Below are 13,410 nucleotides of genomic sequence, written 5' to 3'. Positions count from 1 at the left end.
CGAAAGAGGCACGCACCTGTCCGACCGTTCCGTTGCGACAAGGGACTGAAATCGTTGATGCATTAGGCAATGAATTGTTCAACGAAAGCTGCTCAAATGACCAAACACATCACATTCACCGGCACACTGACACCAGTTCAGGCCCTGCCGCAAACCTACATCCCGAGTCTTCGTGTCTCATTAGTGGATGCAGCAATAACAGAAACTGTTGCCGCCTTGTTGTCCGCAGGGCGACGCCGCGTCGCGTATATGAACGCGCATTGCTTTAACGTAATGGCGTCCGATCACACGTATGCCGCGGCCATTCAATCTGCGGATTTGCTGCTGCCAGATGGATCAGGCGTTTCCATGGCCGCGAAAATGTCCGGCCAGAAACTGACTGCAAACCTCAACGGAACCGACTTGGTTCCTGCTCTCATGGAACAAGCTGCAAGACACGGGAAATCGGTGTTCTTATTTGGCGGCAAACCAGGAACGGCTGATGCTGCGGCCCGCGCCCTGACGATTAAAAACCCGGGTCTGCGGATCGTCGGCACGCTAGATGGTTACGACCAAGCGAAAGATGAAGACGCTGTTGTCGCCTATATGAATGCCTGTGAGGCCGATATCGTTCTGGTCGCTTTGGGTGTGCCAATGCAAGATCTTTGGCTGCATCGCAATGCGCATCGCATCCATGCAGATCTGACAATGGGGGTCGGCGCATGTTTTGATTTTCTTGCCGGTAATGTCAGCCGAGCACCACGTGCGCTGCGTCGGATAGGTGGTGAGTGGTTGTGGCGTTTAGGACTTGAGCCACGGCGCTTAGCGAAACGTTACCTTATTGGGAACGCTACTTTTCTTACCCGCGCAGGGCGCAATGCTGCCCGCCAAATGACGATGACCTCGATCATTCGGCGCGGGTTGGATGTGGCGGTTGCTGGCACAGCGGCGATCCTCCTCGCGCCTCTGCTTGCCGCGACCGCCATTGCGATCAAGGCCGAAAGCCGTGGGCCTGTGTTCTTCAAACAATACCGTGTCGGCAAGGATGGCCGGGAGTTTCCGATGCTGAAGTTCCGCTCGATGTGTGTTGATGCGGAAAACCGACGTGCAGACCTGCTTGCGACGTCTGATCGCGCTGGTATCTGCTTCAAATCTAAATCCGATCCGCGCATCACACGGGTTGGCCGCTTCATTCGGCGCTTCTCGATTGATGAACTTCCGCAGTTTCTGAACGTATTGCGCGGCGAGATGTCGGTTGTTGGTCCACGCCCCGCGCTCCCTGTCGAAGTGGCAGCTTACCCAAAACGCGCTTACGGCCGTTTGGCAGTCAAACCTGGGATCACAGGCGTGTGGCAGGTATCGGGTCGCGCCAACGTGGGTTTCGACAAAATGGTCGACATGGATCTGGCGTATGCGACGTCCCGAACAGTCCTCCTCGATCTCATTCTAATAGCAATGACATTCCGCGCCGTGATTTCCGGCCGCGGCGCACACTAGTACAAATTGAAAGGTTTAAGTTCATGTCACGTATTCGCAAAGCCGTCTTCCCTGTCGCTGGAATGGGCACACGTTTCCTGCCAGCTACCAAATCCGTTCCAAAGGAAATGTTGCCGCTTATTGACCGCCCCCTGATCCAATATGCAGTGGACGAGGCCCGCGCGGCAGGAATTGAAGAGTTCATCTTCGTGTCCGCAGCAGGCAAAGGCGCGCTTGAGGACTATTTTGACACCGCCGCCGCCCTGGAAATGACACTGAAGGCCAAAGGTAAGACCGACGCGCTTGCCGCGCTTGAACCTTCCCACATGCGTGAGGGTGCCCTAACGATCTTGCGCCAAGGCCGCGCGTTGGGGCTTGGTCATGCCGTCAGACAGGCCAAATACCTGATCGGGGATGATCCCTTTGCCGTGCTTTTGCCAGATGACGTCATCAAAGGGCCAATAGGGGCGCTGTCGCAAATGGTTGAGGCACACCGAAACGTCGGCGGGCATATGGTTGCAACCATGGACGTTCCGCGCGCAGCGACGTCATCTTATGGTGTTCTTAACGTAAAACGTAGGCAAGGCCGCGTCTTTCATGCCCGCGGCATGGTTGAAAAACCTCGCCCTGACATCGCGCCTTCGACGCAAGCCGTGGTCGGGCGGTATATCTTGCAGCCATCCATTTTCGCGCGTCTCGCCGACCTTGGCCCCGGCGTCGGTGGTGAACTTCAATTAACTGACGCGATCAACGCCGATCTGTCGAACGCAAGCGTGACAGGCTACGAGTTTGCCGGCGAGCGCTTTGATTGCGGTTCAATTCAGGGCTTCGTCCAAGCGACAGCGGCTTTCGCACTGGACCGTGTAGATCTGGGAAAAGACTTCGCAGCCTTTATGGAAACACGCAAACTTCCTGAACAAATGACGGCATAGGAGGCGAAACCTATCCGTTCGGATAGGTGCCTATCCCGATACCCACAAGCGAAACGACGCAAGCTGTGTCAAACATCCTTTAACCATCCAAAGGATTTGACATGTTTACTCGAGTTTTCGCTTTCGCATCCGCAGCAGTAGTGGCTTTGGTCATGGCGGGTGCGGCCCGTGCAGATGACGTCCCCCCCCCCAATGGGGACGTTATCCTCACGGTGACTGGGACCGTACAGTCTTCTGATGAAGCACTTAACCGAGAATTTGATTATGAATCTCTCAGCGCGCTTGGGCTTGATCGTATCGATACCTCAACAATCTGGACCGATGGGGTGCAGACGTTCGAGGGCGTCTCGCTCAAGTCATTCATCGACTCATTGGGCATTGAAGACGGTACTTTATTTGCCACGGCCATCAACGATTACACCGTCGAAATACCAGTCAGTGACGCAGTGGAAAACGGACCAATCATTGCTTTTGTGATGAACGGCGAAAGAATGACGGTCCGTGACAAGGGTCCCCTTTGGATCATCTATCCCTACGATGCATCATCAAGTTACCGCACCGAGGTCATTTACTCGCGTAGTATCTGGCAACTCGACAGGATTGAAGTTGTTGAGTAACCCTTAAAGAAAGCCGGAAACGACATGGGAACCTAATCGTGCCAAATAAAACTTACCGGCGTCAAAGGGCTGGCCGCACTCTTGTAGTGCTGGCCGGCCTTCTGGCATTAGCATCTATCGCTATCCTGACATGGAACGTGACCCAAGAGATTGAGGCGCAAAGCACTGCGCAATCCGATAACGTGCAATGGGCTTTGTCACAGACTGAAGTTGAATTTCAGGAATTCAACAGCCGGTTGCGTGTTGGTGTGAACCCAGCGGCAGTTCGACAACGATTTGACGTTTTTTACAGCCGCATCACAACGATCCGTCAGGCAAAAGTCTTTGAGGTCCTGCGTGCGGACGAAGCTTTCGAAGCCAGCTTGTCGCAAATCGAAACCTTCCTGAGTGACGCGGTACAACTTGTCGACGTTGACGATATCGAACTAACACGAAACCTACCCCTGCTTTCAGGGATAGCCCAGGATGCTCGGCCAGATGTTCGTGGTCTATCAAACGCAGGGCTAAACCTATTTGCACAACAAGCAGACGCGCAACGTCAAACAGTGACCCGTACGATGACCCAGCTTGCTTTGGCACTTGTCGCCCTTATCACCGCGCTTGGATTGGGGGTTGCCTATCTCGTTCGGCTTAACGGGCAGATCAGTCAGCGGGAACGTGAACAAGTTCAAGCAGCAACTCGCATTAACACGATCATGAACACGTCTTTAGACGGCGTTATCGTAAGCGACGCTAAGGGTAGAATTACCGGCTTTAATTCCGCTGCAGAACAAATATTTGGGCACATCGGGCAAAACGTGATGGGAAGGGAAATCGGAAAGGTCATCATTCCCGATCACATGGTCGACGCCCATAACGCTGGAATGGAACGGATGCGTCAAGGGGGTGAAAAACGCGTGGTTGGCAAAGGCCGCGTGCAGCTTGAGGCAAAGCATGCGGACGGATCTACGTTCCCTGTGGAGCTTGCCATCCAATCCGCAACAACCGACGAAGGCGAAATCTTCATCGCGTTCCTGCGGGACGTTTCGCAGCGCGTCGCAGATGAGCTGGAGCTGATTGAGGCACGTGACAAAGCCATCGCCGGAGAGAAAAGCCGCTCGGATTTTCTGGCAACGATGAGCCACGAAATCAGAACGCCACTTAACGGCCTTCTAGGCAACATGAGCCTCCTGCGGGACACGCCGCTGAGCGCCAAACAGGACACGTTCCTGCGCAATATGGAGACTTCCGGTCGGCTTTTGATGAGCCATGTCTCCGATGTGTTAGACATTGCGCGGTATGACAGCGGCAAAGTCAGCGTGCGCTTTGAACCGTTGAATATCTCAGCCTTGCTGCAAGATATCGTCGACAATCAAAGCGGCATGGCAGCAGCGCAAGATACGACGTTAGACTGGGGCTGGGACGGCCCCGCCCAGCATTGGATCAACGGGGATTCTGAACGGCTTCAACACATCTTGATGAACCTGATCGGCAATGCGGTGAAGTTCACTAAGAACGGGCGCGTCTCAATCACGGCCTCATGGCAGGATAACCAATTGCACTTTGTCGTTGAAGACACGGGCATCGGAATTGCGCCGGACCTATTGGAACGTATCTTTGACGATTTCACCACCGGCGACACATCTTATGACCGCGATGTCAGTGGAACAGGACTAGGGTTGGGGATTGTTCGCCGATTTGTAGAAGCCTTGGACGGGAATATCACTGTTGAAAGCACGCAAGAGGACGGGAGCACTTTCCTCGTTGAAGTTCCAGCGACAGTCGCTGAACCCGCTGCACAAGAAACCACAGTAGACGCTATCTCACTCGTTGGTGCGCCAAAGCGAGTGCTGATTGTTGAAGACAACGAGATCAATCGTTTCGTAGTGCGCAACATGCTGATCGCTGATGGACACGATGTCACCGAGGCTTTTGACGGCCAACAGGGGGTCGATAGAGCTCACGGTGAAAAATTTGACCTGATCTTGATGGATATTTCGATGCCCGTCATGGATGGGCGTGCAGCGACAGCGAAAATTCGATCTGGCAATGGAGCGTCAGCGAAAACGCGTATTGTCGCCCTCACCGCGAATGCGCTTGCCAATGAACAAGCCGACTTCTTGGCAAATGGAATGGATGCGGTTTTAACAAAGCCACTTACAAAGTCCGCACTGCGGGCTGTTATGTCAGGCGAGGCCGTCGTTCAGAATGCCGACCAAACACAACTCTTGGACATCCCGCATCTTACCGAAACCCGTGAGACGGTTGGTGCCGATAATTTCACCCCTTTGCTGGCAAAGTTCGACACTGAATTAACGGCGGTTTCGCAGTGGCTTTCCCCTGGTGCAGACTTGGATGAGATTGCAGCATTTGCCCATAAGACTGCAGGCTCCGCGTCTCTCTTTGGTGCCACGGCAGTCAAAAAGGCCTTCTTGTCTTTGGAAGACAGCGCGAAGGCGGGCGACAAAGACAGCGTTGATGCAATGCGGCCCTTCGTTTTGGGCGTGTGTCAGGACACTCGCGATGCCCTGACACAGGCTGTACTCATAAACCCAGCGTAACCGCTCCTACGATCCCGAACACACGGCCAATCTCGGCGATGTTCGTAATGGTGCTGTCGTAACACGCTAAAGCGTCACCAGGCAGAAGATAAGGATCGTAATCGTCACGATCCGCGCGGCGCAGTAGATCCTCGATGTCACGTTCAATCACGACCGAGAGGCCATTGGTTGGGTTGCGTGAAAACAGGACGGATGAGCGGTCAGCACTGGTGCTGCGTGGTCCGCCGACACAGTTCGCGTCAATTACAGCCTGCATGTAGCGCGTCCCGTAAGGCACCTCGCGGACGGTTTGACCTATGGCGGACGCAGCGTTGTTTTGTGCCGGTTGGGTGAGGTTCGAGAGGAACAAGCTGACACCGGGAGGGCTGATGGGGCTTGGGCGCATCAGGTCTTCTTGGAAACACTGGCGGCTTGGTACGAAAACCTCGTCTCCGGTCAGCAACATGATATCGACGTTGTTCTCGCCTTCAAATACGCCTCGCATATCAAGGCGGTAGACGTCTGAGCCACGGCGCACTTCAACAGATGAAATATCAGCATCGGGTCGCACGCCTCCCGCCGCGCGCAAGGCTGCAGACAGGTTGCGCCCCTCGGTCGAAGCTCCCATCGCGTCTTGGCGACGGCCATCTACGCTATCGCCGCGAACACCGCCAATTTCGACAGCGTGTGCCTCAAACACAGCGCCTGACACACCGACCGTAACAGATGCGAAGTCAGACGCGCGGACAGAAATACGCGGTGCGGTGCCGTAGAAATCTTCAGCAAGTAATGCATTTGCAATATCCGCTTCGACCTGATCGGTTGACCGACCCTGCGCCGGAATCGGTTGCAAAAACGGCAACTTCAACATCCCATCGCGTGAGATGACGTAGTCGCCATTGAACGTATCGTCATCAGCAACGCGCACGTCGAGCAAATCGTTGCGTGATAGACGCTCACCGCGAAGGGAAATCGCTGCGAGTGTGCTACCTTTTCCTGCCCCTTCACCGCCTTCACCCGCGCCATAGGGCAGACATTTCTGCGCGTTCAATTCGGCGGAGCGCAGGAAATCAGCGTTATTACGCGTCACATGAGGTTCGCGATATTGCGCTTGATATCCGCCCCCTTGGGCGACGGGTTCAATATTATCTGGTGGATCAAAACTGGCACAGGCCGATGACATTAGTAATGCGCCAATGACGCTAAGTGTTGTGAACGATTTAGCCATGTCGGCCTCCGAGAAACTTACGATTTACTTCAAGATACAATAGCTGTGCGCACCCCCATGGGGCGAGTGCGCCAACGGCTAATTCGCCTATCCCGACGGATAGATCACGATGCTTTTGGGGGCTGAAACTGGCCGTCCGCGCGGCTGACAACGGGGTGTTTCGTGCGCCAGTGTTGGGGCATCGAAATTGAAAGATGTTCCATGATACGGCCCAACCACTCCAAATCCTTTGCGACGAACTTGATCGCCTATGGTGCGTCCGAAGTGGCGTCTAAGGCGTCGCGCCTTTTGGTTGTCGTAGCCGTTGCGCGCACGCTTGATCTAACACAGATCGGGGTTGCGGCGGCCGCACTGGCTGCGGGTGACATCCTGAAATCGCTGACGGAAAACGGCGTGGGGCAGCGCATCATCGCGGCGCGTGATGAAGATCTGGATGAAACCTGCGCAACGGCACATCGCATTTTTTGGGTTTGGTGTGTTGGCCTGTTCCTCGCACAAGCTGGCATCGCTGCAGCGCTTTATGTCTACGGGACTGGATCGCTTCTTGCGGGCCTCGTTCTTCTTATGGGAATTGAATACCTGTTTATGCCAGCGGGTTTGGTGCAGGTCGCACTGGCGATGCGCGCTGGTCAGCTCAAGCAGACCGCCGCTATTGCGGGCGCGCAGGTTGTTGGTGCGAACCTGATCTCGATTGTTCTGGTGTTGATTTGGCCGACAGCTATTGCGCTTGTCTTGCCGCGCATTTTGTCGGCGCCGATTTGGCTGATTGCTGTGCGTCGCCTGCACCCGTGGACGAACCAAAGCCAGCAACGCGCAACGTTGCGCCCGTTCCTTAACTACGGTTGGGCCGTGCTCGGCGTCGAAGTGGTCAAAGTTATGCGCCTACAAGCCGACAAGCTTGTGGTTGGTGCGACGCTCGGGGCGGAAACGCTTGGGCTTTACTTTATGGCCTTCAACGCGGGCCTTAGCCTTTCCAACGCATTCACAACCGCCCTTTCCACAGTCCTGTTCCCACTCTTTTCCCAGTCAACCGACCGCCTCGTAACCCTGCGCCAAAGCCTCCTCATTGGCGTGGGAATGATAGCACCGCTGGTCGTTTTACAAACCGTGCTTGCCCCGATCTACGTTCCAATCCTGTTGGGGGACGGTTGGGACGGCATCGAAACCCTTGTTCAACTCCTGTGCCTTCTTGCGATCCCGACGACCCTTTGGGCGACCACCGCAAGCTGGCTGCGCACGACCAATCGCGCCCATGTCGAGCTTATGGTGACAGCAATCTTGGCCACCGTCGTGATCGCAAACGCTCTCGTCCTTGGTCCGTTCGGCCTGCCGACACTGACACTTGGCTACGTCATCACATCGACGACTGTGATGCTCCTCGCGGCCATTCTCATTTTGCATCCCACGTTCAAATTACCAAACAGATCGGTAACAATATGACCCTATTTTCCGTAATTATCCCGTGCTTCAACGCGCAAGAGTCTCTGCCTCAAACTCTCGATGCGATCCGGGCACAAACTTACACCTGTTGGGAAGCCATATGTGTTGACGATGGGTCTACGGATGCAACACGCGCTGTTATCGAACGCTATGCGGCGATGGATTCTCGCATCACGATTGGCTCCACAACCGGTCATGGACCAAGCTGTGCGCGAAACTCCATTGGACTGAGTTGGGCTGTTGGCGATGTGCTCGCGTTCTGCGACGCGGACGACATCTGGACCCCTGAAAAACTCGCCCAGTTGAAAGCGGAGTTCAGTGACACGACCGTGGACGCCATCTACGGCCAAATCGCTTTCTTCCAAGATACGCCAACGGACAGCCGCACCCGCTCAACCGTCCCTGACATCGACCTTACAATCCCAATGCTGCTCGCCGAAAATCCCGTTTGCACAATGTCAAATTTGGCTGTGCGTGCAGGCGCGTTCCGCGACACAGGCGGATTTGATGAAAAGATGGTCCACAACGAAGACTTGGATTGGATGATCCGGCTCGTTGGGGGAGGTGCGAGAGTTGTCGGGGTCGACGCTCTGCAAACGTATTACCGTACAAGCCTTAACGGGTTGTCCAGCGATCTGATCGCCATGCAATTGGGTCGCCACGCGGCAATCCGCACCGCGCTGTCCTTTGGCCATACCCCAGATGACGCGGCCAATGCCGTTTATTACCGCTACCTTGCACGGCGGGCGCTCCGCCTCGGGGAAAGCAGGGTCCACGCTCTCAATCTCGCATTGCTTGGCATTCTGACAAGCCCCGCTGGCTTCTTCAATTCACCTAAACGCGGCGTGCTGACTTTGGGGGCTGCACTCTGTGCAACATTTTTCCCTCCAGCATTGTCCCGTGCCCTTTTTGCCCAGTAACCAACAGGAGGCTCTCATGCCCGTTGCTTCAATTATCGTACCTGCTTTCAACGTCTCAGCGACCGTCTCGCAAACGCTTGACGCGCTCTTGGCGCAGACATTCACAGATTTCGAAATCATCGTTGTTGATGACGGATCAACAGATGCGACGTCCAAGGTATTGTCTCGCTATGCCGATGATCTCCGTATTCGGATTATCTACCAACGCAATCGTGGCCTAGCTGGTGCGCGAAATACAGGCATCGACGCTGCCGATGGTCTTGTCATTGGATTTTGTGATGCAGATGACATCTGGGAGCCAACCAAATTGGCCGCTCACATCGAGCATTTTCGAAATCGACCAGATGTCGGGATCAGCTATTCAGGGTCTTCGCTCATCAACGATGACGGGGCAGATATGGGCCTTGCTCAAAGCCCACAGCTTCAAGATATTTCTGCTGCGCACATCCTGAAGCGAAACCCAATTGGCAATGGGTCTACCGCCGTAATTCGCCGGGAGGTCTTTCGCGAAATCGCGTATCGCCCCAAAAGCGAACGCGTCCGGAACTGGTATTTCGATGAGACATTTCGCCAGTCCGAAGACATTGAGTGTTGGTTGCGCATCGCGTTGACAACAGATTGGGAATTTGAAGGTGTTGAAGGGCTGCTGACCCGCTATCGTATTAACTCCAAAGGGCTTTCCGCGAACACGGATCAGCAGCTTGCTGCATGGGAGCGGATGGTCACGAAATTATCCTCGCTTCATCCAGCCTTTTTCGCCCGCCACGTCCAGCCCGCCCGCGCATACCAACTGCGTTACCTTGCACGCCGCGCGATCAGCGATCTAGATTCCAATCGCGCTGTCGAAATGACCAAAGCTTCCTTTGGGCAATCCATGCGCCCGTTTGTCGAGGAGCCCGCCAAAACCCTAAGTACCCTTGGGGCGACAATGGTGCTGCGTTACGGCGGCCCGACTGCCATCAGCGTCTTGATGCAACGGAAAGCGACCTGATTGATGACACTTAAACCACAAATTCTGCACCTGATCGATGACACCACCGCCGGTGGCGTGACCCGTGTCGTTGACTTCATCTGCACGTCCGACGCCTTGAACCGAACGGGTAATCATATGATCCACAAAGCTCAGCGTGGACGGTTCGGCACATTGCCAAAAGCGGTAGATGTGATCGTGTCCCATACCACAATAAGCTGGCGCACTTTGCCCGCTTTAATCGCTTTGCGTGCGTCACGCCCTAATACGCCGATCATTCACGTCGAACACAGCTACACCTCTGCTTTCGTCAGTCTGAACGTCACTCGAAGGGGTCGCTTCGCGAGCCTTTTGAAGGTCGCATTTTCGCTGTTTGATCGCGTCGTAGCCGTAAGCCACGCACAGGCCGACTGGATGACCTCGCGCAACATAATCGAGGAGCAAAAGCTGACAACAATCCAATCTTGCGTCGACCTTAAACCGTTGCAATCGATCCCACGTATAGAGGGCCACATCACAACGCTCGGAGCGATCGGGCGGCTGGACCGTCAAAAAGGGTTTGATCTTCTAATCGATGCCTTTAAAACGCTGCCCAACCCATCCTTGCGGCTAAAGGTCATAGGAACAGGCCCGCAGGAAGAGATGTTGCGCAAACTAGCCGGAGCGGACGAACGGATCGAATTCGTCGGCTTTTGTGCCGACCCCAACGACGCATTCCGGGTTATCGATGCTGTTGTGATGCCATCTCGTTGGGAGGCATTCGGGCTGGTGGCAATCGAAACTCTGGCATCAGGGCGGCCGCTGCTCTGTGCGAAGGTAGATGGCCTTATGGATCACGAAGAGCACGGCACCCAATACTTTGGGTCTTTTACACGAGGTTCCCTTGCCTCAGCCATTGAAGATTTGCTTCGAACGTCCTGCACCGCGGACAAACCGCCAGCAACGTATCGGGCAAATAGGGCAATGGAGACGTTCCAAGATGCGTGGTTGCAGCTTATTGCAGCTGCTTCGAACTCAAAGGACGTTGAGTTAGCCGCCGTCGCCGAATACCCAGCCTGAATGTCTGTTAACATGCAAGACAGAAACATAAGGCGCACATGCAGCGAATGACCGTGAGTGACAGCCGATACGAGTGGTGAAAAGCAGACCTTCGTCATAAATGTAGCCGATGGCAGCTGAGCGGACAAAGTGTGAGTTCGCTGGAAATTCACCGATGTCGGCTATTTGGGAAGAGGTCCAATAATCGATCGTTGGTTGAACTGCCTTATTTGGCATGGGAGGCGTTCGGGGTCGTTCCATAATGGTCAATTTTTTGACACCAAATTACCTGGCGGCATCGCTATATCGCTCCTCGATCACATAAGATTTATCAATAATTAGAAATATTTATGCCTGTTGAGTTTAACATTTTCCCAGAACGAGGCCTTGTTGTAGTTCGATACTCTGGCTACGCTTCAGTCAATGATACGCTAACGGCGTCAGAAGCCTATGTTTCGCACCCCGACTATGCTTCGGGGCAAAAACAACTGGTTGATATGACCAGAGTCACGGGTTTCGAAAAAGATCATGTACAATTTATGGAAATGCAGGCCCGAAAAGCAGAACGGCTTGCTCACTCAGGTTTGCAATCGCTTGTCGTATACATCGCACCGACTGCCACTAGTCGAGACTTGAGTTCTATGTTTGTTCGGTCTTGGGCTGATGTTGATGCTGTTGTACCTCTGGTCCAGCATTCTGAAACCGAGGCGCTTGCCCTTCTGGGTCAGCAAGAAGAGAATATTGATATCCTGTTGGCAACTTTAGCTAAATGATCCGGAATTGACACAGTCTAATCGGGCATTCTCCACCAGTTCACCTTGGCGCGCTACTGCTCTTGGACAGAGAATGCTTACACTTCTTAGCTTTCTGCATGAAAATGCCAAAAAAGGAAATGCGGTCATTCGAGCAAAACGCAGCATTGGTTGATTTGGGCTCATTGCCGCCATTCGCCGCATGTGCATCTACTTGAGCACGTCTGGAAGCGTTACAGATGACCGCTCTGCGGACCAAAGCTGCCATGCTAGAGGTCGTAACGAATGTCCGCTATGCTATCGAACCCCTAGCAATTCGGTGAGCCAGCTTTCCGCCGTGACCTAATAATCAAAGGAGTGTTTATGAGCAATAAAGCCGAACATAGACGGGTAGCGGTTGATGCGGCTTATTATGTTCTATTTGTGGGTCAAGAAGCGTTAGCGCGGTTTCCCAACGCAATGAAAGGCACAGCGTTTCCGCAAATCCTAAAGATGCCACAGATCACACCGGACAACGAAAACAAGACGTTTGTTGTTGAGAACGTTCCAGAATGGTTAGGAAGCAAACTCCGAGTTGTAAGGCACCTTATGGATGACGACGATTTGTGCGACGCTTTTGTCGACGTCACCGTTACACCGAAATCATCGGCTTCGTTGCCAGATATATTCATGGTCAAGACGCCCATATTCAGCGCTAAAGCAAAAGTAGCTATCGAGGCGTTCGACTCTGATCTCGCCCTTTTTTACCCCGCGCGGCTTTCAAATGCGAGAACGGGGAAACCCTTGAACGAGACTTATTGGGTGTGCTTACCTAAGCGAAAGATATTTACGACACAAAAGCGCAATTGGGATGCGCCTGATTATACAGAGTCCGACGGTCCAACAGGCAAGTTTCTCCCCGCACTTTATTGGACACATGGAGCACTTGAGTACCTGTCAGAAACATTCCCCCTTCTTGAGGACTGGGGCGGCTATCTATCGATGAATCAAACGCTTTTCGCCCATCTTGTTGCGTGCGGTTTAACTGGGCTGACCGAAATCCCAGCCAACGCCCAAGAGCGGGTTCAAATCTTCGGGGAGATCTATGATTCCAAAAAGGAGTACGTAAGTCATGTCTTTTGGAACCGGAACGAGCAACCGTTTCAGTAGCAGACATTCGCGGCGCTGCAGAAAATCTGTAATCTGGGCTCTAAGCAGACCTTCGCTGCACGAGCAAACCGTTCTGAGTGCATTCTGATGGTTGAAAGTCTGCTTCGCGGACCGAAGCCGACCTTGGACTTTCCGCCTTCGCTGACGCAGCATTCTCTCGCAGGTGCAGCACAAGAAGCTACGCAATGCAGCAGGTTTCCCTGAACCAGCCATTCAATCGAGCCAGAAACGGTCGAATCCAAACCGATCACTCGCTACGATCGCTCCCAACTGACGAAAACCAGACTTAGCAAGGGCAATCGAGCTGTCCATAGTGATGGGTATGGGGTCCACATTATGCTGGCGTCAAGATGCCGTTGACATCATCAAAAACTGCTGTCGCAACAGCTT

11 protein-coding genes are annotated in these 13,410 nt (G+C 53.9%); 10 read left to right on the top strand and 1 reads right to left on the bottom strand.

Features of this window, described 5'->3' with window-relative positions; genetic code table 11:
• Window positions 1-96: 96 nt before the first annotated feature.
• The 4 genes from KO486_RS14915 (at window position 97) to KO486_RS14900 (ending at window position 5,544) form a co-directional block, all read left to right on the top strand.
• Window positions 97-1,476 (top strand): WecB/TagA/CpsF family glycosyltransferase, encoded by a 1,380-nt coding sequence (locus KO486_RS14915; protein ID WP_216038069.1) that lies wholly within the window; start codon window positions 97-99, stop codon window positions 1,474-1,476.
• Window positions 1,477-1,499: 23 nt separating this feature from the next.
• Window positions 1,500-2,387 (top strand): UTP--glucose-1-phosphate uridylyltransferase, encoded by an 888-nt coding sequence (locus KO486_RS14910; RefSeq protein WP_216038068.1) that lies wholly within the window; start codon window positions 1,500-1,502, stop codon window positions 2,385-2,387.
• 101 nt (window positions 2,388-2,488) lie between these two features.
• Window positions 2,489-3,004 carry a molybdopterin-dependent oxidoreductase gene (locus KO486_RS14905; RefSeq protein WP_216038067.1) on the top strand — a complete coding sequence of 172 codons (516 nt, stop codon included), beginning with the start codon at window positions 2,489-2,491 and terminating at the stop codon, window positions 3,002-3,004.
• Window positions 3,005-3,042: 38 nt separating this feature from the next.
• Complete coding sequence (locus KO486_RS14900; RefSeq protein ID WP_216038066.1) at window positions 3,043-5,544, top strand: ATP-binding protein; 2,502 nt, start codon at window positions 3,043-3,045, stop codon at window positions 5,542-5,544.
• On the opposite strand, the gene KO486_RS14895 is transcribed toward KO486_RS14900, so the two are convergent.
• On the bottom strand, window positions 5,528-6,751 hold the full coding sequence (locus KO486_RS14895; RefSeq protein ID WP_216038065.1) for a polysaccharide biosynthesis/export family protein: 1,224 nt from the start codon (window positions 6,749-6,751) through the stop codon (window positions 5,528-5,530). The two genes, KO486_RS14900 and KO486_RS14895, sit on opposite strands and share 17 nt — an antisense overlap.
• A gap of 201 nt (window positions 6,752-6,952) precedes the next feature.
• On the opposite strand from KO486_RS14895, the gene KO486_RS14890 reads away from it, so the two are divergent.
• From KO486_RS14890 to KO486_RS14865, 6 genes are all read left to right on the top strand, one after another.
• Window positions 6,953-8,191 (top strand): oligosaccharide flippase family protein, encoded by a 1,239-nt coding sequence (locus tag KO486_RS14890; RefSeq protein WP_216038064.1) that lies wholly within the window; start codon window positions 6,953-6,955, stop codon window positions 8,189-8,191.
• Window positions 8,188-9,111 (top strand): glycosyltransferase family 2 protein, encoded by a 924-nt coding sequence (locus KO486_RS14885; protein ID WP_216038063.1) that lies wholly within the window; start codon window positions 8,188-8,190, stop codon window positions 9,109-9,111. Before KO486_RS14890 ends, KO486_RS14885 begins: the two co-directional genes overlap by 4 nt.
• Window positions 9,112-9,127: 16 nt before the next feature.
• The gene (locus KO486_RS14880) at window positions 9,128-10,102 is read left to right on the top strand and encodes a glycosyltransferase family A protein (RefSeq protein ID WP_216038062.1); all 975 of its coding nucleotides are present in this window, start codon (window positions 9,128-9,130) and stop codon (window positions 10,100-10,102) included.
• A 3-nt stretch (window positions 10,103-10,105) separates the two neighbouring features.
• On the top strand, window positions 10,106-11,140 hold the full coding sequence (locus KO486_RS14875) for a glycosyltransferase family 4 protein (RefSeq protein ID WP_216038061.1): 1,035 nt from the start codon (window positions 10,106-10,108) through the stop codon (window positions 11,138-11,140).
• 329 nt (window positions 11,141-11,469) lie between these two features.
• Window positions 11,470-11,892 (top strand): hypothetical protein, encoded by a 423-nt coding sequence (locus KO486_RS14870; RefSeq protein ID WP_216038060.1) that lies wholly within the window; start codon window positions 11,470-11,472, stop codon window positions 11,890-11,892.
• Between the two features lie 342 nt (window positions 11,893-12,234).
• Window positions 12,235-13,020 carry a hypothetical protein gene (locus tag KO486_RS14865; protein ID WP_216038059.1) on the top strand — a complete coding sequence of 262 codons (786 nt, stop codon included), beginning with the start codon at window positions 12,235-12,237 and terminating at the stop codon, window positions 13,018-13,020.
• Window positions 13,021-13,410 lie beyond the last annotated feature (390 nt).

It is taken from the genome of Octadecabacter sp. B2R22 (assembly GCF_018861045.1).
Classification (GTDB): Bacteria; Pseudomonadota; Alphaproteobacteria; order Rhodobacterales; family Rhodobacteraceae; genus Octadecabacter.
This window is presented reverse-complemented; position numbering and strand designations above follow the sequence as displayed.